Raw genomic sequence first — 25,235 nt, forward strand, 5'->3', positions numbered from 1 at the left:
GATGCCGCCCATCGGAAAGAACTGCCGAATCTGAAACGTTCCCACCCTTGGGGCTCCCGTCCTGTCCGGCGCGACCTGTGCCCGGAATCCTGATAGACCGAGGTTGGTCATGATGCGACCGGTCACATTTCGCAAATCACTTGTTGTTACAGCAGCGCTGCTCTGCTTTCCCGGTTGTTACCGCATGTATCAACCCTATGGGTATCAAGGATATCCGGCCGGTACCTATCCGCAGCAGGAAATGTACGGCGCCCCGATGCAGACCCTGACTCCCGGACAGCCTTATCTGCCGGGCGGATCACCCGCGGGGGTCTATCCGAGTTCCCCGAGCGGGACACCCACCTTCCAGAACCCCGGCCTGACGCCGGTCCCGGATCACAACCTCAACAGCAATCCCGGCAACCCGCCTGCGTGGCCGGCCAATCCCGGAAATCCTGCTGGGGCTCCCGGCGGAGTTCCCAGCCCTTACTACCCGAATCCGAACACGACGTTCATGCCCGGTTCACCCGGGGGGGTGCCGCTGCAGCCCATTCAGCAAGTGCAGATGCAGGAGCCCGCCCCGTTGGCTCCTCCCACCGTCATGCGGGAAATGCGACCGGTCCCTCCCCTGCATCACGAACCGGAGCAGGCGTTTGCTCTGCCCCGTCCAGCACCTCCGATGAACGCCGAGGCGGATCCATTTTCAGCAGCGCCAGGCCGACTGGAACCAGAAGGGGCCGCCCCGATCTTTGCCCACAAAATTCCCGCCCAGGAGCTCGAACCGTTTGGTCGGCACCCCGAAATGACGTGGGTCCGGGGAATCGTCAGCAAAGAACCACAGGACGGGACGTGGGGAATCGTCTACGACGAAACACCTGATTCCGAAGACAAGCTGGCGGGCCATGTGGCGCTGGCTCCCTCACCCGAACTCGACAAGCTGAAGAATGGCGACATCGTCGAGATTCAGGGACGCATCGACCCTGTCATGCATGATCGACTCGGCAAGCCGGTCTATGTCGTCTCCGGATTGAAGAAACTCGTCCCCTGACGGAATGCCGTTTTTGAACGGCCCGGGAGCTACGCAGTCGTGCGCAGTGTTTCACCGGGAAGAATCGATTCCCGCCCTGCCTGCTTCAAATCATTGACGTGACAGATCCGGATGGTTTTAACCGCAATCCGTGATCTCGACCGGTTCGCCCCGTCACAATTCTCATCTCCTTCATTCGACCGATCGCGACCCCTCGCGGTCTCCCCTTCCAATTCCAATTCCAATTCCTCCCGTTCTTCCCGCAGCCCGCGCGCCCGGCGAACTGTATGCCCCCCATTTTCCCGTTCCCATCCCGCGATTCGCAACGGTCTGACTCCAGTCAGAACGGGGACCGGAATGTCGCGAGAGCCATGGGCAACGAACGCATCCTGACATTGGAGATGCCGGTTACGAATCCGGCCTCCAAACCGACCAATCCCCGGGTTGCGGGGCTTGATTGGCTGCGAGCGGTCGCAGCGATTTGCGTCGTGATTTTGCACGCAGGCATCCCTTACCTGACTCACCCGCTCCCCGGTCTGATCTGGGCCACTACGTCTCCGGAAACCAGTGCGGCTGTCAACGCCGTCTGCTGGGGAATCAACGGCTTCATCATGCCGGTCTTCTTCCTGATGACCGGCTGTCTGGCAGGGCAGCTGCTGCGACAACGGGGTGCAGTCGATTTCCTGAAGCACCGGCTGCTGCGCATCGGGGGCCCGCTGCTGTTTGCGATGGTCGTCGTCCTGCCAGTCGACCTGTACGCGTGGCTCCTGGGCTGGGTTGATCTCGACCTGATTCCGATCTCCAAATTGCGAAGTCTGAAAGTTCGGGGCGAACTGGGAGATGCCCTGTGGGGCTTGTCGCATTTGTGGTATCTCGCCTACGTCCTGTTTTTCAGCTTCGCCGCCTGCGGACTGACAGTGCTGCGGGACCGATATCTCGCTTCATCGCAAGCGACTCAGACTTCACCGAAGCAAAGCGAATGGAGCTGGCCGATCCGATTGGGCGCCTGCCTCCTCGCGTTGGCCGTGGCTGCGGTGACTCTCTCGCAGGAACCCCGAATCGTCATCGGGTTCCGTAACGCATTTTTCCCACTGGCAGCCAATCTCTTCTATTACAGCGTCCCCTTCACGCTGGGCTGGCACTGGCAGAAAATTTCGTCGCGTCTGATCCGGAGCGATTTTGTCGTCGGAGCACTCACCGCTGCGGGACTCTGGGCTCTGCTGTGGCCGGAGTTGCTGCACTACCTGGAACAGCAGGAGCAGGCCGCCGACACCGTCGTCCCGGTGCTGTTTGCATTTTTCGGGATGCTGATGTCAGGAAGTCTGTTCGGTCTGGCGATGTGCTCACCAGCCGCTCGCCTGCCTGCTGTGGTCAGCTATCTCGCCAAGGCGTCATTCTGGATCTATCTGGTCCATCATCCGCTGGCTGCGTTGATCCAGATCGATCTCCGGTTACTGGCGCTTTCTGCAGAACTGGAGACGCTGCTGGTCGTAGGACTGACACTCGTGCTGTGCCTGGCCTCATTTGAAGTCTGTGTCCGCCGGACCCCGCTCGGACGGCTGCTGCATGGAGTGCAGGAACCGTCGCTGCCCCGACCGCTGGCGACAGCACCTGCGACAGAACGAGCGGCTGCCTGACCGAGTCAGAATCGAGCATCTTCGCTGTCAATGGCCCCGTTCTCGCTACGTGGCGATGAGCATTTCATCACAACAAACGCCTGCTGCGCGGGCACAGGGATGAGCAACCTGCACTCTGTGACCTCTCACTTGCCGGGCGGAGTCGCCGCCGGTGCGGCCGCTGCCGGAATCACTCCCGTCACCGGAGCGATCTGGGGGACCGGAAGCGGTTCACCGACTGCCCCTTCCAGCGAGCGGGTTTGACGCTCGCGCGACAGCTGGATCAGTTCCAGATTGAAAATCTTGACCAGAGCGTGCAGACACGAAGCGACAATCGGCCCGATGAACACCCCCCACAGCCCCATCGTCTGAATTCCCCCCAACACGCTGATAAACGCGAGCAGCGGGTGCAGTTTGACATTGCTGTTGAGCACATACGTGCGGATCACGTTATCGAGAAAGCCGACGAACAGCGTTCCATAGAGCGCGAGAATCCCCGCCTGAATCGCATGTCCATGCGCAAACAGGTAGATGGCACAGGGGAGCCACACCAGCCAGGTTCCTGCCAGTGGAATCATGGCTCCCAGAGTCGCCAGCACGAACAGCACGAAGATGTGTTCAAATCCGAAGAACCAAAGCGCCAAGGTCGTACAGACACCTTGCGCAATGGCAGCAAAGAACGTGGCCATCACGACCGATCGGACCGCTTTGGAAAACTCGGTGAACAATTGCCGCTGGTAATCCGCATGAACCGGAATCAGCGTCTCTGCCGCACGGAGCAGCATTGTCCCATCCGCCAGGAAGTAGAACAGTGCGACGGCATACATCATCAGGCCGATGAGAAATCGTACCAGCAACCCGGCTGTGCCCGTGAGGACGCTCAGCGTTGTCCCGGCAGCGCCGGCGGCAGCCCGACCGATCGAGATCGATGAAGAGCCTCCCGAGGCGTCCGCCGTGTTCGTAGCGTTCGCAGCGTTGGTCGCACTCGCCGGGGGAGACGTTGTCGAGGGAGTTGTCACCCCAGTTGCGGGTGGAGGTGTGGTTGCCGCAGCCGCCGGAGGAGTCACAACCTCGGGGGGCGTCGTCTCTCCCAGCGCGGCAAGCGACGCCTGTTCCGATTCGACAGTCACATTCTCCATCAGCTCCGACTTCTCACCCTCGTGGCTGCTGGCCTCTTCCGCAGTCTCCTCGTTGATGGGCAAAGGTGTGACTTCGATATCCCCCCGTCCCAGGGACCGATTTCCTATCTTGCTCAACTCCAGTTCGAGCGACGTTTTCAGTTCCTGATAAATCAGATCCGGATCGGCCTGGAGGCTCGCCGGCAGGAATCCGTTGCCAAACTCAACGGAGCGCTTCACAAACTCCTTTGTCTTCTGCCGGACTTCCTTGTCATCTCCCAGCGACGCAGAGAACTTGTACAGCTGCAGCGAGGCCAGCATCACTCCGGTCATCAGGGGAATCATGATGGCCGCCATCAGCGTGAACGTGGTCAGCGCAGCGGCTGCTCCCAGATGGTTCCGGCACCGCATCAGAAAATAGCGGTAAAGCGGCTGACAAATGATCGCGGTCATCGCCGCCAGAAACAGGGGAAGCAGGAACGGAGCCACGACCTTGAAAAAAGTGACTCCGAGAATGGAGATCATCAACAGAAGAACTGCGAGTGAAATGAGCCGTGGCATGCTGCGCATCAATCATTCCAGTGAGGCCGACAGAGATGTGGAAATGACAGGATATGCCTCAGCCGAAGCGAACGACAAGTGACCAGAAGTTAGCCCGCCGAAAGATCGATTGCTCGCCGCCATACAATCCACTTGGTCCCTTGCGGACGATTCCTTCCGCTGGAAAACATCTGCTCCGCGGGGAACATCTGAGGTTCAGAGACCCTGCGAGCGCACCGTGGCATCGGCCCTGATTCCACCCTTCACCCTGAAAATCTCAGGGCGGAAGGTATGAATGGCGACGGCGCAGGGCAGAAGGCCGACGGTCCTAGAGCACGGAACGCAGTTTCATCTGGCGTTGCCCGCTGAGGGCGAAACTCGATCTCTTGTCGGGAGAGAAATCAGGTTCCGCGGTTGACGGCATCAGGAGCTGCGGGCTCTGCGGGTCCCGCATCACCTTCCTTCTGCGGGGTGCCCGGAGAAGGATTGCCCATCGGCGGTCGACGACCTTCAGGACCACCGGGCCCCCGGCCATCCCTTGCCTCACGCCGAACCTGCTCCATCCGTTTCGTCCACTCCTCGACAGTCACTTTGCCATCGTGGTCGTGGTCCATCTCGTCGAAGCGAGCCTGCATCCGTTCAGGAAGTTCTTCCTTGGTGAGAGCGCCATCCCCATTGGAGTCGAGCCGGCTGAAGAGTTGTGCCGGATCGAAGCCCTGCCCCTGCGGTCGGCGCGGTTCACTGTCACGAGGTTCACTGTCGCGCGGTCCCGCCATGTCACTGCCGCGCTCGCGAGGGGCTTCTGGCCCTCTCTCGGAGGGATGCCCAATCAGTTCCGCGTAATCGAGTTCGCCATCGCCGTTGCGATCCAGTCGTTCGAAGATCATGACAACATTAAACATCTCTTCTTTTGTGACTCGGCCATCCCCATTGGCATCCAGCGCGAGAACGACAGCGGGAATGTGATCATCCGGCGGAGCAGGCCGACGATTCCCCAAGCGATCGGGACCACGACCGTCACGAGAAGCACGTCCTTCAGGTCGTCGCATCTCCCTCTCACCTCCGCGATCAACCGGACGGGTCTCGGGACGGCCCGTCGGACCTGCAAACCGGGAACGTGCGAAATCCCTCAAGCCCTCAAGGGGAATTTCATTGCTTCCGAGACGGTCAAAAATCGGGTTGAATTGTTCACGCAGGTTTTCTGGGATCTCATCGCGCGAGATTTTGCCGTCTCCGTTTTTGTCAAGCTGCCGGAGCATCGGCCCCCGTGCACCTGGTCCCCCTTCCGGCGGCCGGGGGCGAGGTCCCTGCGACGCCTGCAGAGCCGCCAAGAACTGATCGCGACTGATCTCGGTCCGCCCCTCACGCTGGAGCGCCTCCTGAAGCGGACCTTCCGGAGGGAGTTCATCACTCGTCAGCTTGCCATCTTTGTTTCTGTCAAGACGCTGGAAGAGCTGCTCGGGGTCGGGCCGCGGTGTCACACCGAGCCCTCCGCGGCCCTCTGGCGGGGTGACCGGTTCGCTCGGCTGGTCCAGTGCCTCTAAAAACTCGGCTTTGGTCAGAACATTGTTTTTGTCCTTGTCCCCGAGACGCATCACCCGATCGAAAAACGGTTGCTGGCTCTCCGGGATTTCGTCCGAGGTGAGCTGCCCATCCTGGTTCCGGTCCAGCTCAATGAAGACGTCCAGCAGGGGATTCTGGGCCAAAACCGGGAAGGCTCCGCCGCAGACAGTCAGAAATGCAGCGATTTTCAGAGGACGGACCATTTCTCGAATCTCCCGGATTGGACGAATTCCACAGAAAAACGTGGATTCCAGCTGTTCAAACCCCGACCGGGGGTGGACGGTAACGAAATCCCCGGTGAAAATTCAGTGAATTCCTCATCCCGGCCGCCCCGGCGTGTAAAATATCCAATGGGAAAGCTGTTTTCATTTCCCGGACGCAGTCGCGGCTGGTTATACTTTCAGCGTGTGGGGGGCGGGGTTTCACGCAGGGACGTGTGGGGCTTTCGCATCAGAATGCAGGTTGAGATCGCAATTCGCAGGAGATGTGACAGTGAGCACCGATGTTCTCGATCTTCAGACGGCGCGCCGCTCTGGCGACAGCGTTGCCGCTGATGGCTTCGATCGCAGCACCTCTGCCGCAGATTTGAACGAATTCAATTACCGACCGGTCCCTTCCATCTCGGCGGTGGGACTGGTCATGGCCATTCTGTCGGGCGTCGCCGTCTTCCTGTGGATGGTGCTCCCCTTGTGCCTTGTCGCCGCAGCGCTGAGCGGGATTGGACTCTGGATCACACGGCGTTCCGCCGGTGCTTATGGAGGGCAGGGAGTCGCCATCGCGGGTCTGGTGATCGCCACATTGTTCTTCTTCTCCGGAATTGCCTTTCAGGTTTATGCCTATCAGACTGAAGTTCCACAAGGTTATGAGCGAGTGAACTTTGTGAAAGACATCTCCGACAAGAAGTTCGTTCAGGAAAATGGGGTGACCAAATTCCATCCGGACGTTGAAGCACTCATCGGCAAGGATATTTTTATCAAAGGCTTTATTTACCAGACCGGGCAGTTGCGGGACCTGAAGGCCTTCCTGTTTGTGAAGGACAACGAAAACTGCTGCTTTGGTGCCAACCCCGCCCTGTGGGATCGGATTGGCGTGTATATGGCGGACGGCAAGTCGATTGATTACTGTGCCGGTAAAGTCGCCGTCTCCGGAAAATTTAAAAGAAACGACAACTTTGATCCGAACGACGACAAAGCGCCAATTTACCTGATTGAGTGCGATAAGTTTTCCACTCGTGTCAGCGATTTTTGAGACTCCTCCCCGCTGCCTCCCTGCCTCCATTTGCCCCGAACAGTCGCGTCCAGCCCGACGCCTCTATTCCGCAGACCCGCAACAGCGACCTATCCCGAGCCGTCACCTGACCTTACGGTGCCTGTCTTCGCCGCTGGACCCTGAACGTCAGACCCGGACAGCAGCAGGCTTGGGAAACGTCAATCGGAGTATTCCATGAAGGAGCTCTCAATAACTCTCGTCGTGGGGCTACTGGCTCTGGCTCAGCTCTCTGGCTGCTCCAACGGATCACCCCAAACCCACGTCCTTTCGGACGAGCCGGAAACTCAGCGGGTCGGTGACGTTGCCAGCACTCCGCAGTCCCAGCCTGAACCCGCTCCCGGCAAAGAAGACATTTCCTCTCCTGATTTGGCGAAGGCTTCGGGGGAAACGATTCCCGAGAAGCCTGCCCCACAAGCGGCCGCTCCTCCTGAAGAGGTGGCACGTGAGGCCCCCGCAGCCGTGGTGACACCAGCGGAATCGACCCCCGCCATGTCCACGAGTCAGGAAACCCCAGCTCCCCCCGCCGAAGCCTCATCGTCCGGGCCCGATACAGGACTAAGAGTGCTGGTCCCGACCCGGGAGTTTTCAGAAGAGAAGGCAGCCAAGGCGCTGCGTGTGAATTTCGATGACATCGACCTGCTGCGCGTCATCAATATGGAAAAAGTCGTCCCGGAAGCGGTCGACTTGATGCCCGACTGGCTCAAGGGGCTGAACGGCAAACGAATCATTCTTCGCGGCTGGATGTACCCTCCCGCTCGAGCCGAGGGACTCGGCGGTTTCATCTTCGTCCGTGACAACGGGGTCTGCTGCTTTGGGCCCAATGCCAAGATCTATGATAAAATCGGCGTGCGGCTGGCTGCCGGAAAAACGACCCGTTTTATCGAAGGTCACTCGTTCGATGTGATCGGGACCTTCGAAATCGAAGCAGACTTCAGCGATCCGGATAACTCGTGGCTCTATTTCCTGCATGATGCTCAGGTCATCGACAAGTAATGCAGAGCAGACTTTTCCATGCAAACTGAAACTGATGGCACTATGAACCCCATTCTGCGTCGTACCGCGTTCCGCATCTGCTCGGCATTTTTACTGGGTGTCATTGCCTGGGGGATGGCGAGTATCCTTCCGGTCGCCACTGCCTGCCCTTTCTGCAGCGCTCCGTCACTCACTCTGGCGGAGCAGCTCGATGCTGCTCAGGCGGGCATTCTGGTGCAGTGGGTCGGAGGCAAGCCGGCCGATCGCGAGAAGAGCTTCATCGGCGAGACCGAATACGAGATTCTGCAGGTGGTCCGGGATGAGACCCAGAAGCTGGAGAAGGGGAAGACCGTCACGCTCGACCGATTCCGCACCGGCAATAAGGGGGACCTTTACCTCCTCCTGGGGACAGTCGTTGACGGAGCGATCGAATGGAGCACTCCGCTCGAAGTGACCGAAACGAGCTTCAACTACATCGTGCAGGCACCCAGCAAGGAATCCCCGCCGACCGAACGGCTGGCTTACTTCCTCAAATTTCTGGAATTCCCCGATACGCTGATCGCGGTCGACGCCTACAGCGAGTTTTCCAATGCTCCCTATGAAGATATCGTTCCGCTCGCGGACCGCATGCCACGCGAAAAGATCATCGGATGGCTGAAAGATCCCGATACGGAACCGACACATATCGGGCTGTACGGGTTGCTGCTGGGACTCTGTGGCAAACCCGAAGATGCGGAATTCATGAAGGAACTGATCATCAAGGAAACCGACACCTTCCGGCTCGGAATCGATGGAGTCATGGGAGGGTATCTGCTGCTCGCCGGGACTCCGGGGTTGAAAACCATCAACGAGAGCAAGTTGATCAATGCGGACGTTCCCTTCAGTGAAACATTCGCCGCCATGCAGGCGCTGCGGTTCATGTGGACCTATGGCAAAGGTCGGATTCCGGCTGAAGATTTGCGGGCTTCCATGCGACTGCTGCTGGATCGCCCCACTCTTGCAGACCTCGTGATCGTGGACCTTGCCCGCTGGAACGACTGGTCAATTATGGACCGGCTCATGCAGATGTATCAGGACAAGAACTACGACGTCCCGGCGATCAAGCGGGCCATCATTCGCTTTATGCTGATCGCAGAGAAGGAGGGCACCACTCCTGCGAAAACCACTCCGGGCACCGATGCTTCGGCCGAAGCAGGTGACAAGGCTGCCGACTCAACGGTGGCAGCGGAGCCGAAGCAGGAACCCGCCAGCAACGCCCCGAAGGTGATCGGGCCGCATGTCGAGAAAGCGACAGCGAACCTGAAGCACCTCCGGGAGACCGATCCGGCGACGGTGAAGGCGGCTGAGCGGTTCTTCTTCGACTGAACCGGACGGTGAAATCTCACGGTGACGTCGCACGGTCGCGGAGACGACTTGCCAATCTGAAAAGGAGTGTCGCCAGACCTTTGGCGCACTCCTTTTCTGTTGGGAGAAAGGGGATCCGGCAGAGGTGCCGTCGACAGAAGAGTCGGTGCCGCAGGCGGGCTAAGAGCCTGTTCTCTCCTTGCGAAACCGATTCCTGGGGCACCGGACACAGGCAGGCGACGTTTGACATGGCCCGCCTTGAAGCGGCCCTCTTCCGTAAACAATCGACCTGAGTGCGTGGCGACGAGAAATTGGAAAATTGCCCCCCGGATCGGTGTTCGAAATCGACTGGATGGGAGAATTCGACAAAGGGCAACTGACGCCACCCGTTTCTCGGCCTCTCGCCTGAAACTGTTTTAACTAACTGTCTCGTAAAAGGTTATGAGCTCCTGGCGAGACCCCCTTCCCCTCGGGGGAGGCGGCGGTGTCACTCCCTGCGGCTGCATTCGGTTTGAACTTGAGTCGATCTTGACGGATTCTCGAATTTTTCGACAATTCGCCGCCTCAACTCCCCTCGCATCACGCACTCCCCTCTCTCAATCTCCCCTCGACGTGACAAGGATGTCCCTGTGAGAACCTCCTTTTTCCTTCTGCTGGCACTCGGCTTTGCCACGGCTGCAGCTGCAGAAACCGTATCGCCGTTCGAACAGGCTCTCACAGAGTCCGAAGACGTTTTCTACCGGGGACAAAGCCCACAAGCCGCTGTTCCCATGATGTCTCCGCAGGAGACGACGACGTTTTACCAGCCCGGGGCAATTCAACCGATGCCGAATGGGATGGTCGACCCGTTCGCCACCCAGATGGCTCCCAGTTATCCGGCCCCCATCATGCAGGACCCCTGGTCCTCGAATGCGCCGATCGGCCCCTACGCCATGCCGCAGGCTCCCGCGTATTACACTTATGGTATGAACGGGTCGCAGCCCGTGAAGTTCGGCTGGAACGACCGCCTCGATGCGTTCTGGATTCCCAAGCAGGACACCTCCGGCCCGAACGTGGGGCAGTTTGGAATCACCGGTGTCGATATCGAGAAAGCGTACACCGGACAGATCTCCCCCAATGGCTGGATCGGAACGATCGCCCCACAGTTCGGCTACCGCTCCTGGAATGGTCCGAAAGATCCGCTGCCGACCAACGACATGCCGGCGAACGGTTATCGGATTGGGCTGGGAATGGCCTTGCAGTCCCCGAACTACAACGGCATCACTTATGAGCTGTCGTTCAATCCGTCTGTCGGCACCGACTTTGAAACCTCACTGACGAGCAAGGCCTGGATGTTCGATGCTCAGGCTGTCGGATACTGGCGGGCTTCGCCGGAATTCCTGTGGGCCCTGGGTGCTTTTTACTGGGATCGGGTCGACACGATCGTCCTTCCTTACGGGGGGCTGGTCTGGACACCGAACGATATCTGGGAACTCCGCCTGATTTTCCCGACCCCCCGCATCAGTGTCTTCGTGGGAACCCCTTGGGGCATCCCGACCTGGATGTATGTCGCTGGCGAATACCACGTGGAAGCCTATCAGGTGCATCCGCAAATGCTGGGACAGACCACACAGGTGCAGCTGGCCGATATTCGCCTGACCGGTGGCTTCCGATGGGAAACAGGCTGGATCACGAGCTTCGTGGAAGCTGGCTTCGTGTTTAACCGGGAGGTCCGCTACAAGTCCCCGGGCACTGGATATGATATTGACGACGCCTTCATCGCGCGGGCCGGGTTCCGTTACTGATCACTGGGAAAGACCGGTTTTAGCGGCTGCGATCGGGCAGCCGCAATGACGCGTCAGCCTCGCACTTCTCAGTGAATCCCGCCCGCCTGCAGAACGTCGCGCACCAGTGCGACCGGAACGCCCTTCACCAGTTCGACATGACCGATCCGGGTGGGAAGCACGAAACGCAGGCTTCCTCCAACCGTCTTCTTGTCAAGAAGCATGCGGTCGAGAACATCGTCCGCGCTGAATGCTGCCGGGTTCGGCAGGTTCACCGGCAGGCCGAATGCCTCCAGCAGCGCGAGCTGACGCTGGGTCTCCGCCGCTGATATCCTGCCAAGTCGCTCCGCGAGCCGGCTGGCATAGATCATGCCGATCGAGACTCCTTCTCCGTGCAGGAGTTCGCCGTATCCAGCCAGTGCTTCGAAGGCATGGCCAAATGTATGTCCGTAATTGAGCACGGCACGGAGCCCGGTGGTTTCGTATTCATCCTCTTCGACCACCTGCGCCTTGAGTTCACAGCTCCGGGAAATCGCATAGCCCAGTGCCGCCGCATCGCGGGCATTGATGTCGACGGCATTCCGCTCCAGATACTCAAAGAATCCGCTGTCGAGGATCACACCGTATTTGACAACCTCGGCGAGCCCGGCGCGGAACTCGCGATCAGGCAATGTCTCCAGCGCACGCAGATCAATCAGCACGCCGAAGGGCTGATGGAATGCACCGATCAAGTTCTTCGCCAGGGGATGGTTAATGCCGACCTTCCCACCGACAGAACTGTCCACATCCGCCAACAGGGTGGTCGGCACCTGCACAAAGGGAACTCCCCGTGCAAATGTCGCCGCCACAAAACCGGCGGCATCCCCGACGACACCTCCGCCAACAGCCACCACCAGCGTCCGGCGGTCAGCATGCATCTGCACCAGCTTGTCCCAACCCGCTGAGATATTCTCGAGCCGCTTGGCGTTCTCTCCCGGTTCCAAGGTCAGGATCTCGGTCCGCATCCCGGATGCCTGCAAACTTTGCTGAACCAGTTCCGCGTGCCGGGCGACATTGCTGTCGGTGATGATCAGTCCTTTCTGCTGCGACGAAGAACCAAACCGACCCTGGAGCCAGCGGGTGATGGCTGTGCCGGCCGTCGACAGCAGGTTCTGACCGACGACGATATCGTAGCTGCGGTCACCGAGCGAAACGGAAATGATACGGTGGTCTGCAGATTGAGTGATGAGGGGCAAGGTCGCATCGTCCTGTTCGCGAACGTTACAGCTGTCTGCGGTCGTCGCGACGTTGATCATTAAACAAAAAGGCTGTGATCAACGGGAGGAGTCCCGTCGTCACAGCCGCACATTCGAATCTCCAGGTTGACTCAATCCTGCGTCTGCCTGGTTCGCCCGTTCTCGCTGCGGAAATGAAAGGTCGATCACGAGGGATCAACAACCTGAGTCCGAGTGACACTTGATCGGTTCACAATGCTGTCAAGACCCAGTTGACTAAACAGCCGATATTGCGTCGAATGCAATCAGAGACAGCGGCTGGTGAAATCCACTAGTTTCCGCAGCCGCACATGGGGGAATACCCATAGCTTGTTCCGTAGGTCCCGACAGGCACGCCGCTATAATAGGAAGCACCGTACACGTAAGGAGCATAGTCCGTCGTGTAAGACATCGGTGTGAAGCTGACGTACGGGGTGTTGGTGTAGGTCGAGCCGTAACGGGCTCCGGGGTATCCGTAACCTGCATATCCAGCGGCGTAAGGGGTGTACAACGGCGTGTAGCCGTACCCGTAGCTCAGGCCGTAGCCGCTTCCGTATCCACTGCCATACCCGTAGCCGTAACCGGCGTTGTACAGGCTGCCGCCGTAGTAATAGGGATTTCCATACCCGTAACCGTAACCGAGTCCCCGGTAGCCGGTGGAGTAGCCAACCGTGCTGTAACCGTAACCACGGTAGAATCCGTAACTCGGATACAACCCGTAGTTTCCATAATTCCCGTAGTAACCGCGGTGTCGGTAGGGGCGATACCAGCCGCCGGCTTCAGCATCGCTCGTCTGGACGCCGACGAACAACAAAGCTGCAAGGCTGAGAACTGCAAGTGACGGCCGAAACATGTCTGAAGCTCCTCTGGTGGAGTGAATTTCTCTACTCTGATCATGACCTGCGTCTGCTGAATGTCAATCAAATGCCTGCCCACAGCGCCCGAATTCACTTTCAAATGGACGGACGGCAGGGCTCGTCCCGGTTGAAGGAACTCGCTTCCCCCTGTGCCCTGCCGCAGGCTGTCTGGCTGTGGAAAGCCAGTCGATGGCTCCCGGATCGACCTGCAAAACAGGGGGGCTCTCCCACCTCTTCAGCGAGGAGAAGGGACCGAATTTTCCGTCGATAAAATGTCGAGAATCTTCGACGGGACCTGTTCCGACGGAGAAAATCGAGAACAATGAACGGCCATCCGTATTCGATCTCTTCCCCTGGCAGCAGGAGTTTGAGGACGTGTGCTCGCGGGTCCTGCAAACCCTCATCTTCGATTCTCCGGTGATCACGCACGTCCGGCAACGGGCGGTCGGCCTGCTGCTGGCTTTTGTCTGTCTGCTGGTTTGCTCACAGCACGCACTCGCGGTCCCCGCAGATGACTTGCTCGCTTCGCTGCACGATTCCGGGTATGTCAACGACTTCGCCGGAGTGTTGTCGCCGGGTGAAAAAGCGGCGCTGGAAGAGAAATGTGCCGGCCTGGCAGCCCGCACCGGCAGTGAACTGAGTGTGGTCACACTCAAGTCGTTAGCCGGCGGAGACGTGGACGACTTCGCCGAGAAGCTGTTCAAGAAATGGGAAATCGGACAAGGAGGCAAGGACAATGGTGTCCTGCTGCTGGTCTCGATTGATGACCGGAAGGCGCGCATCGAGGTGGGCTACGGTCTGGAGGGTGTCCTGCCAGACATTCTGGCGGGACAGATCCTGCGTGAAAACCTCTTTCCTGCCTTTCGTCAGCAGCGGTACGCTGCGGGTCTTGATGCTGCGGTGACACGCATGGCGGAGATCATCACCCGCAATGAACCTGCAGCCGCGCCCGGTGGCGGAGGTGTTCAACAACCTGCTCCGATGCCAACCGGCATGGCCCTGATGGTGCTCAGCTTCCTGGCTCTGATCAGCTGTCCCGCTTCGTATACGGCCGGTAACCTGTTGCGGTTTGGGGAAGTCGCCCCCGCGGCAGAGCGATTGCCGCTGCTGGGCATGGCGACGTTTGCTCCGATCTTCTTTGGGCTGTCGCCGCAGATTTCACTGCTGATGGCGGGAGTGCTGGCTGTCGCGGGGATTCTTGGTTTTCTCTCCAACGATGCGACCAGCGGTCGCGGGACGGCATCTCGTCGACGGTTTGACCCGTGGAGTGGATCTTTCGGAGGGGGTCGCCCTTCGAGCTGGGGGGGAGGCGGATTTTCAGGAGGCGGGGGCGGAAGCTGGGGTGGCTTCGGCGGTGGACGTTCCGGCGGAGGAGGAGCCAGCGGCGGCTGGTAATCATATGGCTGAAAAACTGGTTGATCCCGATGCCTTTACCCGGCGTGCGCTGACAGCGCTCCCCCAGGGAATCCGGTCCATCGTCCTATTTGGCTCCGCCGCCACGGGGGACTTTGTGGCGGGTGCTTCCGACTATGACCTGCTGGTTGTGCTGGACTCCGTCAGCGTGAACGAACTGGCTGCACTGGGACCGCTGATCCAGGAGTGGCATCGACGGGGAAATCCGCTCCCCCTGTTGTTCGCTGCGGACCAGATTCAGTCCTCGGTCGATGCCTTCGCCGCCGAGTTTCTGGAGATGAAACAATCCCGGCGGGTCCTCCACGGTGTGGATCCGGTGGCCGAGATGGAAATCAATCCGGCGCACGTCAGGATTCATCTGGAGCGTGAACTCAAAGGAAAGCTGTTGGCGCTCCGCAACCGGTATGCGCTGCTCTCCAGCAATGCCAGGCACGTGGTCACGCTCTTAACCGACTCGTTCTCGACGTTTCTCTCGCTTTTCCGGCTGGCGTTGCGGCTTTATCAGCCGGAAGTTCCCCGGGAAAAGCTCGATGCTCTCCGGGCACTGGCAACGCATCTGACAATCGACCTGGAACCATTTCTCATGGTGGACGAAGTCCGCCGCAACCAGCGACGACTCACGGGGCCGGAAGTGCTTCCGCTGTTTACACGCTACAGCCTCGCCATCGAATCGATCGTGCAGGCAATTGACCAACAAATTCACTCCGCAAATTGAAGGATGACCTATGTCCACCGAACTGGCACCTGTGAAACGTCCGGCTCCCTGGCTGCTGTTGATTGGCGGCCTTGTCGTCGTGGCGATCGTGGCGGGATTGTGGTTCGTTTCGGTCGGCAATCAGCTTGTCGCAATGGACGAGCATGCCAAAACACAATGGGGACAGGTGGAAACCGTCCTGCAGCGCCGGTTCGATCTGATCCCCAACCTGGTCAACACGGTGAAGGGGTACGCGTCACACGAGAAAGAAGTTCTCGAACGGGTGACCGAACTCCGCAGCCAATGGGGAGCTGCCAAATCTCCGGAGCAGAAAGCGGAAATCGGCGGACAGCTGGAAGGGGCCCTTTCGCGGCTGCTGCTGGTCGCGGAAAACTACCCGGAGTTGAAAGCCGATCAGGGCTTCCGGGACCTGCAGGTGCAACTGGAGGGGACTGAGAACCGGATCTCCGTTGAGCGTCAGCGCTATAACGAAGTGTTGCGAACGTATAATACTGCGGTGCGCACAATTCCGACCAGTTTCGTGGCATCCATGCGGGGGATGACCGCCCGACCGTACTTCGAATCGGCTGCTGGAGCGAGCGAAGCTCCGAAGGTCGATTTCACGAAGTGATCGGACCTCAGGCAGGTTCCCGGACACTCGGGTTTCAAGGTCGGCTCAGAGGCGAATGAAGTGCATCCCCGGGCAGGTGCCGGAGAGGGAGTTGCATCTCATTTTTCACCCTGAAGCAGGCAATCTTGAGGTATTCTCAAACCCTGTGGCGTGCTAGTCTTTGGAGGAACGGGCGAAATCTCAGCTGCAGGACTCGACAGCATGGAACATCGATTTTCACGCCGACAGATTCTCACCGCGGGTGTGGCGACCGTGGCGGCCAGCACGCTCGCCAATTCGTCCCTGGCGTCTGCGGCTCATGATTCGACCCGGCGGATCGATACCCATGTTCACTGTTTTGCCGGCCCGGAAGCTCCCGAATTTCCCTATCATCCCCGCGCACACTATCGTCCGGAAGCCGCCGCAACCCCGGAGCAACTGCTCAGCTGTATGCGTGCTGCGCACGTCAACTATGCGGTCGTGGTTCATCCGGAACCGTACGGGGACGACCATCGCTATCTGGAATATTGCCTCGAGGCGGGGAAAGGTCGGCTCAAAGGGACCTTGCTGCTGTTTGCCGACGATCCGGAATCGATGCGTCAACTACCGGTGCTGGCGGAAAAGCTGGATGTCGTGGCGGTCCGGATTCATGCTTACGATCCACAGCGGCTTCCCCCCTTCGGCAAGCCGGAGCTCCGCCGACTCTGGGAACAGGCGACCGAATACGATCTGGCGATCCAACTCCACCTGAAGCCGCAGTTTGCCCCGGGGTTTGAACCACTGATCAGGGACTTTCCCAACACCACGGTGTTGATCGACCACATGGGGCGTCCCTTTCAGGGACTCCCCGCCGAATTCCAGCAGCTGCTGAAGTGGTCACAATTCCCCAATACATATATGAAGCTCTCGGAACTGCCCTCGAAAGAGCAGCATCCCCCCACAGCCCTGCAGGCCACGATCCAGTCGCTGGTGTCTGCGTGGGGACCGGACCGGTTGCTGTACGGCGGGGGATTCGCAGCCAATACCACTCAGGCCTCGTACAATCAGGCGTTTGACTACTGCGAATCGTTCCTGAAGGGGCTCTCCGTCGACGACCGGCAGAACATCATGGGTGGGAACGCGCTCAAGCTCTTCCGCTTTGAAGCCTGATTCCCGCCGACTCCGGGGAGATTTCACGGAAGTCCGAAGGCGAATACCGCTGATTACTTGCGTCGCTGTTCCAGCCTGATTACGTTGACGCCACGTTTACGCCGTCGCACTCGGTCCGGAAGGCGGAGAGTGTTTGTTCTTCCGGCGGAACGGCGACCTGACGGAAGGTACGGATGCGACGGATCGCCGGTTCAATAGTCTCCTCAGGGGTGCAGCTGTCATGAGTCCTGTGACAATCCTTTTGTCGATCATGATGTTTCTCCAGTTCTTCATCTGGGGATCCTGGTATGTCACAGCTCCCAACTATCTGGGGACGATCGGTTTCACGGGCCCGGACTTCGGCTGGACCTATGCCGTCGGCCCGATCGCCGGACTGGTGACGCCGTTGCTGGTCGGAATGGTGGCAGACCGGTTTTTCTCGGCGCAGCGGGTGTTGGCCATCCTGCACATGATCGGCGCGGGGATGATGTATCTGGCAACCACGCAGATGCAGGTGCAATCCCCCTCACCGAAAACGATCAATCTGATTTTTCTGGGCTACATGCTCGCGTATTACCCGACCTTGGCGCTGACGAACACGATCGCCCTGCGGAACATGACGAATTCCGAACTGGAGTTCCCGCGCATTCGTGTCTTCGGAACCATCGGCTGGATTCTGGCGGGGATCTTTCTGACTGCTTTCGGAATCGAAACAAAGATCAACATGTTCTATGTGACGATCGCAGCCTCATTCGCACTGGGTCTGTTTAGTCTGATGCTCCCGAACACCCCCCCCGTGGCAACCGGGAAGGTGAGTGCGGGTGAGCTCCTAGGGCTGGATGCCTTGAAGCTGCTGAAGGACCGGTCCTATCTGGTGTTCATGATCTCCAGCATGCTGATCTGCATTCCCTTGGCGTTTTACTATCAGATCGCCAGCCGCATCGTGGAAATGGCGGGCATGAAGATCGGGCTGACGATGTCTTACGGGCAGATGTCAGAAATCTTTTTCATGCTGGTGATGCCTTTCTTCTTTGCCCGACTCGGCGTCAAGTGGATGCTCCTCGTCGGGATGCTGGCCTGGGTGACGCGGTACACCTTGTTTGCCTTTGGGGCGTCGGACAACATCGCCTGGATGATCATCGCCGGAATCGTGCTGCACGGAATCTGCTATGACTTCTTCTTCGTGACCGGCCAGATCTATACCGACCAGAAGGCTCCCAAGCCGATCCGTGCCCAGGCTCAGGGGCTGCTGGTGATGCTGACTCTGGGGGTCGGCATGATGATTGGAGCCAAAGTCGCTGGTGAGATCGAAGGCGCGCACACCACACCAAAATCCAAAGAACTGGCCGCCCAGGTCACCGCCAAGGCAGACGAGCTGAAAGCTCTGACCGCGACACCGAATTATGACGAAGCGGCTGCCAAGAAGCTGACAGCAGAGAAAGACGAACTTCGCCGCGCGGAGCTGCGGGCGATTGAATGGAAGCCGTTGTGGGGCAAGCCGGCCATCTTCGCAGCAGCGGTGATGATCTTCTTCGGTCTCTTCTTCCACGACAAAGTTGGCAAGCAGGTCACCGAGGGAGAAGTCGCGGAAGCCGCAGCCCGGGAAGAACTCGTTTAGCGCCGTCACACACCCGGTGCGGCGCTCTCGGGAACACAACAGGGGCGCAAGCGGCCAGTCACGACGAATCGTTCCGCATCCGGTTCGTGTCGATCGCTGCTCACTCCCCCGTGACAACGCGGGCCGTGCTCGCCTGCTGTCCCCACCATGCGAACTTTCCTGCGGGAGTGACTCGTCATGCGACTGTTTGTCAAACGGGACCTCGATGGCTTCTTCGGCCTGTTTGTTGACAACCTCGTGCAGGTGCTGCTGATCATCAGCTTCTGCAAGGGGCTGTGCGGGATGACGGACGAACTGCTCTATCGTTATGTTCTGCCTGGGACGGCAGTCAGCGTTGTCGTGGGGAATCTCTTTTATTCCTGGCTGGCCCACCGGCTTGCTAAACGGGAGAAGCGGGACGACGTCACAGCACTCCCGTTCGGCATCAACACCCCGTCGCTGATTGTCTTCGTCTTCTTTGTGATCAAGCCGGAGTTCGACCGCACGGGGGACCCGCAGGCGGCTTGGCGCATGGGGCTCCTCGCCTGCCTGGGAAGCGGGATCATCGAGTTCCTCGGCGCCTTTGTCGGTGAGCGCATTCGTCGCAGCACGCCACGGGCGGCGCTGTTGTCGACGCTGGCAGGCATCGCCATCACATTCATCTCGATGACGTTTGCCCTGCAGATTTTTCAGAAGCCGCTCATCGCCATGTTGCCGATGACCCTAGTGCTGATCGGCATTTTTGCAGGAGTCCATCTGCCGCTGGGATTGCCCAGCGGATTGGTGGCCGTCTTGATCGGCACCGCCCTGGCGTGGCTGATGACGGCGTTGAAGACGATCAACGGCATTCCTGAATGGGTGACGTTCGGAGCCATGAACGTGGCTGCCGTCCGGGAGTCGATCCCGCTCATCGGCTGGTCACCGCCACAGTGGTGCGGGCCGGCCGTCTTCGCCGCGTTTCAGCAGGTGCAGGCCTGGGTGCCGTTTATCTCGGTCGTGATTCCGATGGGACTGTTCAATGTGATCGGCAGCATGCAGAACATTGAATCGGCCGAGGCCGCCGGGGACAAATTCCCGACCGCCCCCGCGATGGCGGTCAACGGCCTGAGCACCATCGGAGCCGCCTTGCTGGGGAGCTGCTTCCCGACCACGATTTACATCGGCCATCCCGGGTGGAAATCACTCGGAGCGCGTGCTGGCTACTCGACGTTGAACGGACTGGTCATCACCGCGCTCGGATTGTCCGGGCTCTTCGGGCTGGCGGTCTCAGTCATTCCGATCGAAGCCGGGGCCGCGATTGTGCTGTGGATCGGGATCATCATCACTGCGCAGGCCTTTCAGTCTTCTCCCTCCGAGCACGCACCTGCCGTGGCGATGGGCCTGTTTCCGGCCATTGCCGCCTGGGGAGCCACGGTCGTGATCGGTGCCCTGGGAATTGCCGGAGGAAGCTCACTGCAGCAGATTCTCGAACGTCCGGTTCCAGTCGCTTCCGCTGTCTCCACCGAAGGAGCAGCGCTGGCCGTCCCGGTGATGACCCGGCCTTCGAAACCGACGAGCGAAGTCAACGGCTTTCTGCTCCACGGACTGCTGTTGATGGAGCGGGGTTACATCTTCACCTGCATGATTCTTTCCGCAGCCGGAGCCTGCCTCATCGACCGTCGCTTTGTGGCGGCGGGGGTCTGGATGCTGATTGCCGCGGGCCTGACGGCGATTGGAGTGATGCACGCCTATCAGGTTTACGCCGGTTTCGCATTTGACTACCTGTTCCGCTTCGTGCAGCCTGCCGCCGGTGCGTTCATCTATCGCGCAGACGACATCACCATCGGCTATGCCATCAGCGGCCTGTTTCTGATTGCCATCAGCCGCTGGGCGAAATCCAAACCGGCCGTGAAGCATCATTGACCGTAAGGCAGAGTCTCTGTCTCCCCGTGACGGGTGCCGTTTGCGGCGTGCGGCAAGGATGATGGCCCGCTTCGGGGCCCACACTGCTACAGCTGCTTGGACATCTTGCTTGCCAGGCGTTCCAGAGCGGGGCTGATGTCGGTCGGATCGAGATGCACATTCAGAATGCTGTACGCGTCCTTGTGGGCAAGGGCGGCCTGCATCGACTGATGAAGCTCGCCCACCGTCCGCACTTCGAATCCCCAACCGCTCCCGAGAAGATCGGGCATGCGGTGATAGTTCCAGTTCAGGATGTCGTTGAACGGACCGTCCTGCAGGAAGCGTTCTGTGGTGTATCCTTTGTTGTTCAGGACCACCACGATCGGGTTGAACCGGTTTCGCACGACGGTGGAGAGTTCGAGTGCGGTCATCTGGAACGCCCCATCCCCCACCAGCACCAGTGGCCGCAGCTTGCGATTCGCGGCCTGAACTCCGAGCGCGGCGGGAATCGCGAATCCCATCGACGTGTAATAGGCGGGACTGATGAACTCCGTGTGATCGTGGATCGTCAGGTCCGAGGCGGCAAACAGCGAGTCCCCGACATCGGCGACGACGACCATTTCGTTTTTCAGAATCTCGTCGATGTGGTCGAACAGGCTGGTAATCGTCACCGCATCGGTGGGCTTGTGCGGCCGGACAGGTCGGGGCGTGCGGGGCGGGAAGTCTGTCTTTTCCTTCCGCAGTCGGGTGGCGGCGAGCCCGTCGATAAAATCCTGCAACAGGACATCATGAAAGTGATGATGCCCAATCCGCAGCTGCTCGCTGGTCACATAGATACAGCGTCCCGGATCAAGCTTTGCCGTATAGATCCCGAGATTGATGTCGGTCATGAATGTGCCGAGCAGCAGGACGCAATCGCTCTCCTCCACAAACTCGGTCACTTTTGCCCGTCCCATGGCCCCTTCGTAAACTCCCATGTACAGCGGATGCCGCTCACTGATGACCGACTTTCCGAGCAGCGTCGAACACATCGGGATCTGGTTCTTCTCGGCAAACTTGAGCACCTGCTGTTGCAGTCCGAATCGATGAATCTCCACTCCGGCGATCAACACGGGAGATTTGGCTGCGCGAATGCGGTCGCGGGCTTCGATCAGTGCTGCTTCCAGCGCTTCCGGACTGCTCTGCAGTGTCAACGAGAGTGGCTGATGCGGCACCAGTGCCTGGGCATGCACGCGGTCCCGTGGAATCTCGAGGTAAACGGGGCGTTTGTAGCGCATGGCAGCTTCGAGACAGCGATCGATCTCACGGAAAGCGGTGAGCGGATCGTCGAGTGAAGCCCCCGCGACGGTAATTTTCTCAAAAATCTCCCGCTGGGTGTTGAAGTCGCGGACCTTGTGATGGAGGAGCGGATTGTTCCTGCGCTCATAGATTCCCGGTGCTCCGCTGATCACAATCACCGGAGATTTTTCGGCGTAGGCCCCCGCGATCGAATTGCATAGACTCAGCCCCCCCACGCAGTAAGTGACACAGACGGCCCCCAGTCCATGCACGCGGGCATATGCATCGGCCGCGTAGCCGGCGTTGTCTTCGCGGGTGCAGCCGATCACCCGGATCGGGCTCTCTTCCAGCATCCCGTAAAACTGCAGAACAAAATCACCCGGAATGCCAAACAGGTCGGTCAGACCGTAATCCTGCAGTCGCTGGATCAGGTAGCTTCCAATCGTGGGGGGCGTTGCAGCGCGACCATTGGACCGATGCGGAGTCAAACCGGTTCGCGCTGATTTCGTAGCAGGCTTCCGGCTCTGGCTGCGACCCTTCTGAGCCATGTCTGACGTCCTTTTCCGAGGCTGAAAAGAAAGAAGGTTTCCGGGCAGTCGAGAGCAGACTGCTCTGTCCTGCATACTCCGGGCACGCATCCTGAATGATCAACATCGCCGCTTCGGATGGCAAGTGCGGACAGATTCAAAGTCGAATGCCCCGAAATATCGGGCAGGATCGCGAGCGAGATGCATCATAGATCAAATTTCTGTTTCGAGTCGTGGCCAAAACAGCGTTGCCGGCACGAATCCTTCGGGATGTTGCACAGACACCTTTGCTCCCGGCACGCCCGCCTGAGTCCGGACCATCGCCAGTCCGACCGAAGTCCCGTTCCCTCGGTCAGCGACGGAAGTCAACGTACCAATCTGGGTTTCTCCCGCGAAAATCGCAGCACCGGGGGCCACGTCGCCCGCCTCGATGACCAGTCCGCGCAGCTCCTTGTTGGTGTGCCCCAGAGCGTCGAGTCGGGCAATCGGCTCCTGTCCGAGGTAGCAGCCCTTTCGGAAACTGATCGCCCGTTCGGTCCGAGCCGCCTCCTGCGCGAGATGGTCTTCGGAAAAATCGCGCCCGTGCCAGGGAAAACCGGATTCGATCCGCAGCTGCTCATATCGCGCAGCGGAACCAAACGTCAGCCCCATCACAGCCACGGCAGCATCAACGTGTGCTTTAGGGCCGGAAATCAGACGGGACGGCGGAGGAACTAGATCGGTTTCCGCAATCAGCAGTTCGTTCACGGCCGCTGCTGCGGCCCCGGCGCGTTGTGCGGCGTCAGGGCCGGTCAGCACGGCCAGTCCGAGCTCCGCGGACCGGTCCACGATCTCGGCATCGGCTCCCAGCAGGTACTTCTGCAGATGAGGGATAATTGCCGCCGCAGCACCGGGCACCGCAATCATACGTAACGAATCGGGGAGCGCGAACACGAGCACATGGCCGAGGATTCTTCCCTTGATGGTCGTGATAAACGCCTCGCAGTGGTCACCCGGCTGCATCCGCTTGATGTCGTTTGTACAGAATCCGTGCAGATGGTTCTGCCGGGCAGAGCCGGTGATTTCGATCTGTGTCCAGCCAGTCAGGTCAAACAGCGATGTCTCGTTCATAAGCCGAGTATAGCGAATGTCCTCCCGCTTGCAGAAAGCCCTCTCGAACCGAGGCGGAGATTTTTCTGCACGACCGGCAGCCATCGGCAGATTGAGCGACGAATTACTTGATCAGTCGAGGCGAGGTGTAGACCCCGTCACTGAGGTGCGAGTTGGAACGCCAAGCCTGACTCCCCGCAGCGGGACTGACAGTATGTCGGTTGTAGATGGCAGGCTGAATGTTGATGTAGCGGAGCTGTCCGGAAAGATTGACTTCGGTGATGACGACTCCCGCCCAGCCCACAATCTGGAACGAATGGCTCGCCCCCAAGATGTCGGTCGCTTTGCTGACCGTGCCGGGCAGAGTGGCGTAGAGTGGCAGGATGCGGGGCTGCCCGATGATGCTTTTGAGGCTCGCCTCACACTCATTGGGTATCTCAAAATAGCCTTTGCAGGTGAAAGGGAGCCAGGCTTGCCCGTCTGCGGTCGTACTGAGCCGGGCAATGTCGGCAACCGACAAGCCATCGCGAATCACGGTGTTGAGCCGGGCCGCGTTGGGAGTGCTGCTGTTGATCGTGGAAGTCTCCAGCGACACGACCAGACCCGGAATCCTCTGGACGACCGGCAGAAGTTTTCCCAGCAGGCTGAGCAGAAATGTACTGTGAAACTGATCGGGGAGGAGGACTGCCTCATAGATCCCGTCGGGTCCGTTCGTCACCGTCGGCGAACCTCTTTTGACCGTGCAGCCATCGAGCACATGGAGCGGCGAGCCGAGCAGGGCCAACGGGAGCGCGCTGTTCAGAAGAGAAAGCAGTGCATTGTTTCCCAGCAGTCCGGAAATCGTCACGGCATCGAGATCGACCCCAAGCGGTTTCAATGTGATGGCGTTGATCTCGCTGTTGGTGAACCGGATCGCGTTCCAGATTGTGATATCGAGGGCGAACGGCAGCACTTTGTCTCCCGGACCGACGCCGTAGCCTCGCTGAATGACAGCCGTCGCCCTGCCGGAGACCGAGTGCGTCTTCCGGGACGTGAACGGGGCCATGAACAGCCGCAAACTCCCGTTGGCCTGTTCATCGCGTCGAACGACAACCGTGCAGCAATTGACGAACGTATTGTCACCGGTGCGAAGCTTGAGTGCATTCAGCAGATTGTCAACCTGAGTGAGAGTGGACGGGGGGCCCACAAGCCCCCCCCCATCGTATGTCTGAAACAGGATGTCCGAGTTCAGCAGATTCATCCCGGACTTGTGCCCGACCACGTTCAGGCCCGACACACTCGAGGCGGCACTGACGCATGGAGCCAGATTCTGGCTGGGACAATAGGGCTTGTAGATCGGCAGCGAGAGTGGCAACTTCAGCGCGGTCTGTGGTTTGGGATCGGGATAAAGTTCGAGCGCCGCGGCGAGCGCAGCGGCATCTGCGCAGTTTTGAGCCTCTTCGCGCGCTACGCAAATAACGCCGATATCAATGACGAACGCAACATAAACAAGCACCACACTCAGCGAAACTGCAGCAACCGGGAGCAATGCACCACGGCGGTCTGGGGGAGATGTCAGTCGGGATCGCATCGGTCTTTCTCCAGTGCGAGCAGGGTTCGCCCGTGGCGGGTGACCGCTGGGAATCCAGCTGGCCACTCCCGAACACGGGCCTCCCCAGGCATCGAGAGCAATGAGATCAGAACACGGGTGGGGCCAAGGTCAGGGAACAGGGAATGA

At 59.4% G+C, this 25,235-nt stretch carries 19 protein-coding genes; 12 read left to right on the forward strand and 7 right to left on the reverse strand.

Annotated features, from left to right (window positions below; genetic code table 11):
* The first annotated feature begins 109 nt into the window (after positions 1–109).
* Positions 110–1,027 (forward strand): hypothetical protein, encoded by a 918-nt coding sequence (locus SH664x_RS11665; protein ID WP_437201090.1) that lies wholly within the window; start codon positions 110–112, stop codon positions 1,025–1,027.
* Between the two features lie 350 nt (positions 1,028–1,377).
* The gene (locus SH664x_RS11670; protein ID WP_437201092.1) at positions 1,378–2,643 is read left to right on the forward strand and encodes an acyltransferase family protein; all 1,266 of its coding nucleotides are present in this window, start codon (positions 1,378–1,380) and stop codon (positions 2,641–2,643) included.
* Between the two features lie 125 nt (positions 2,644–2,768).
* On the opposite strand, the gene SH664x_RS11675 is transcribed toward SH664x_RS11670, so the two are convergent.
* Together SH664x_RS11675 and SH664x_RS11680 are read right to left on the reverse strand one after the other, a co-directional pair.
* Positions 2,769–4,301, reverse strand: a complete 1,533-nt coding sequence (locus SH664x_RS11675; RefSeq protein ID WP_437201094.1) for an AI-2E family transporter — start codon at positions 4,299–4,301, stop codon at positions 2,769–2,771.
* 380 nt (positions 4,302–4,681) lie between these two features.
* Positions 4,682–6,046 carry an EF-hand domain-containing protein gene (locus SH664x_RS11680; protein ID WP_437201096.1) on the reverse strand — a complete coding sequence of 455 codons (1,365 nt, stop codon included), beginning with the start codon at positions 6,044–6,046 and terminating at the stop codon, positions 4,682–4,684.
* Between the two features lie 289 nt (positions 6,047–6,335).
* Here SH664x_RS11680 and SH664x_RS11685 point away from each other — a divergent pair, with 289 nt between their 5' ends.
* From SH664x_RS11685 to SH664x_RS11700, 4 genes are all read left to right on the forward strand, one after another.
* Complete coding sequence (locus SH664x_RS11685; RefSeq protein WP_437201098.1) at positions 6,336–7,091, forward strand: hypothetical protein; 756 nt, start codon at positions 6,336–6,338, stop codon at positions 7,089–7,091.
* Positions 7,092–7,286: 195 nt separating this feature from the next.
* A complete protein-coding gene (locus SH664x_RS11690) occupies positions 7,287–8,105 on the forward strand; it encodes a hypothetical protein (RefSeq protein ID WP_437201100.1) in 819 nt (272 codons plus the stop codon).
* 42 nt (positions 8,106–8,147) lie between these two features.
* Positions 8,148–9,449, forward strand: a complete 1,302-nt coding sequence (locus tag SH664x_RS11695) for a hypothetical protein (protein ID WP_437201102.1) — start codon at positions 8,148–8,150, stop codon at positions 9,447–9,449.
* A gap of 608 nt (positions 9,450–10,057) precedes the next feature.
* On the forward strand, positions 10,058–11,212 hold the full coding sequence (locus SH664x_RS11700; protein WP_437201104.1) for a hypothetical protein: 1,155 nt from the start codon (positions 10,058–10,060) through the stop codon (positions 11,210–11,212).
* 68 nt (positions 11,213–11,280) lie between these two features.
* On the opposite strand, the gene aroB is transcribed toward SH664x_RS11700, so the two are convergent.
* Positions 11,281–12,486, reverse strand: coding sequence for a 3-dehydroquinate synthase (aroB, locus tag SH664x_RS11705; protein ID WP_437201106.1), 1,206 nt, complete (start codon positions 12,484–12,486; stop codon positions 11,281–11,283).
* Positions 12,487–12,736: 250 nt separating this feature from the next.
* Positions 12,737–13,297 carry a hypothetical protein gene (locus SH664x_RS11710; protein ID WP_437201108.1) on the reverse strand — a complete coding sequence of 187 codons (561 nt, stop codon included), beginning with the start codon at positions 13,295–13,297 and terminating at the stop codon, positions 12,737–12,739.
* Between the two features lie 379 nt (positions 13,298–13,676).
* On the opposite strand from SH664x_RS11710, the gene SH664x_RS11715 reads away from it, so the two are divergent.
* The 6 genes from SH664x_RS11715 (at position 13,677) to SH664x_RS11740 (ending at position 20,645) form a co-directional block, all read left to right on the forward strand.
* Entirely contained in the window at positions 13,677–14,696 is a 1,020-nt protein-coding gene (locus SH664x_RS11715; protein ID WP_437201109.1) for a TPM domain-containing protein, read from the forward strand.
* A gap of 4 nt (positions 14,697–14,700) precedes the next feature.
* On the forward strand, positions 14,701–15,429 hold the full coding sequence (locus SH664x_RS11720) for a nucleotidyltransferase domain-containing protein (protein WP_437201111.1): 729 nt from the start codon (positions 14,701–14,703) through the stop codon (positions 15,427–15,429).
* Between the two features lie 10 nt (positions 15,430–15,439).
* On the forward strand, positions 15,440–16,039 hold the full coding sequence (locus SH664x_RS11725) for a LemA family protein (RefSeq protein WP_437201113.1): 600 nt from the start codon (positions 15,440–15,442) through the stop codon (positions 16,037–16,039).
* Positions 16,040–16,240: 201 nt separating this feature from the next.
* On the forward strand, positions 16,241–17,167 hold the full coding sequence (locus SH664x_RS11730) for an amidohydrolase family protein (RefSeq protein WP_437201115.1): 927 nt from the start codon (positions 16,241–16,243) through the stop codon (positions 17,165–17,167).
* Between the two features lie 220 nt (positions 17,168–17,387).
* Complete coding sequence (locus tag SH664x_RS11735; RefSeq protein ID WP_437201117.1) at positions 17,388–18,764, forward strand: MFS transporter; 1,377 nt, start codon at positions 17,388–17,390, stop codon at positions 18,762–18,764.
* 177 nt (positions 18,765–18,941) lie between these two features.
* Entirely contained in the window at positions 18,942–20,645 is a 1,704-nt protein-coding gene (locus SH664x_RS11740) for an NCS2 family permease (RefSeq protein WP_437201119.1), read from the forward strand.
* Positions 20,646–20,731: 86 nt separating this feature from the next.
* Here SH664x_RS11740 and SH664x_RS11745 read toward each other — a convergent pair whose 3' ends face one another.
* The 3 genes from SH664x_RS11745 to SH664x_RS11755 form a co-directional block, all read right to left on the reverse strand.
* Positions 20,732–22,450, reverse strand: a complete 1,719-nt coding sequence (locus SH664x_RS11745) for an alpha-keto acid decarboxylase family protein (protein WP_437201120.1) — start codon at positions 22,448–22,450, stop codon at positions 20,732–20,734.
* Positions 22,451–22,642: 192 nt separating this feature from the next.
* Complete coding sequence (gene ygfZ, locus SH664x_RS11750) at positions 22,643–23,539, reverse strand: CAF17-like 4Fe-4S cluster assembly/insertion protein YgfZ (RefSeq protein ID WP_437201122.1); 897 nt, start codon at positions 23,537–23,539, stop codon at positions 22,643–22,645.
* A 103-nt stretch (positions 23,540–23,642) separates the two neighbouring features.
* A complete protein-coding gene (locus SH664x_RS11755; RefSeq protein ID WP_437201123.1) occupies positions 23,643–25,088 on the reverse strand; it encodes a pilus assembly protein TadG-related protein in 1,446 nt (481 codons plus the stop codon).
* Positions 25,089–25,235 lie beyond the last annotated feature (147 nt).

Origin of the sequence: Planctomicrobium aquicomposti, assembly GCF_051466325.1 — a bacterium.
Taxonomy (GTDB): domain Bacteria; phylum Planctomycetota; class Planctomycetia; order Planctomycetales; family Planctomycetaceae; genus Planctomicrobium.

Excerpts from the sequence above, each read along its gene's own strand:
- SH664x_RS11665 (WP_437201090.1), top strand. The coding sequence starts at position 110 with ATGATGCGACCGGTCACATTTCGCAAATCACTTGTTGTTACAGCAGCG.
- SH664x_RS11670 (WP_437201092.1), top strand. The coding sequence starts at position 1,378 with ATGGGCAACGAACGCATCCTGACATTGGAGATGCCGGTTACGAATCCG.
- SH664x_RS11675 (WP_437201094.1), bottom strand. The coding sequence starts at position 4,301 with ATGCCACGGCTCATTTCACTCGCAGTTCTTCTGTTGATGATCTCCATT.
- SH664x_RS11680 (WP_437201096.1), bottom strand. The coding sequence starts at position 6,046 with ATGGTCCGTCCTCTGAAAATCGCTGCATTTCTGACTGTCTGCGGCGGA.
- SH664x_RS11690 (WP_437201100.1), top strand. The coding sequence starts at position 7,287 with ATGAAGGAGCTCTCAATAACTCTCGTCGTGGGGCTACTGGCTCTGGCT.
- SH664x_RS11695 (WP_437201102.1), top strand. The coding sequence starts at position 8,148 with ATGAACCCCATTCTGCGTCGTACCGCGTTCCGCATCTGCTCGGCATTT.
- aroB (WP_437201106.1), bottom strand. The coding sequence starts at position 12,486 with ATGATCAACGTCGCGACGACCGCAGACAGCTGTAACGTTCGCGAACAG.
- SH664x_RS11710 (WP_437201108.1), bottom strand. The coding sequence starts at position 13,297 with ATGTTTCGGCCGTCACTTGCAGTTCTCAGCCTTGCAGCTTTGTTGTTC.
- SH664x_RS11720 (WP_437201111.1), top strand. The coding sequence starts at position 14,701 with ATGGCTGAAAAACTGGTTGATCCCGATGCCTTTACCCGGCGTGCGCTG.
- SH664x_RS11725 (WP_437201113.1), top strand. The coding sequence starts at position 15,440 with ATGTCCACCGAACTGGCACCTGTGAAACGTCCGGCTCCCTGGCTGCTG.
- SH664x_RS11730 (WP_437201115.1), top strand. The coding sequence starts at position 16,241 with ATGGAACATCGATTTTCACGCCGACAGATTCTCACCGCGGGTGTGGCG.
- SH664x_RS11735 (WP_437201117.1), top strand. The coding sequence starts at position 17,388 with ATGAGTCCTGTGACAATCCTTTTGTCGATCATGATGTTTCTCCAGTTC.
- SH664x_RS11740 (WP_437201119.1), top strand. The coding sequence starts at position 18,942 with ATGCGACTGTTTGTCAAACGGGACCTCGATGGCTTCTTCGGCCTGTTT.
- SH664x_RS11745 (WP_437201120.1), bottom strand. The coding sequence starts at position 22,450 with ATGGCTCAGAAGGGTCGCAGCCAGAGCCGGAAGCCTGCTACGAAATCA.
- ygfZ (WP_437201122.1), bottom strand. The coding sequence starts at position 23,539 with ATGAACGAGACATCGCTGTTTGACCTGACTGGCTGGACACAGATCGAA.
- SH664x_RS11755 (WP_437201123.1), bottom strand. The coding sequence starts at position 25,088 with ATGCGATCCCGACTGACATCTCCCCCAGACCGCCGTGGTGCATTGCTC.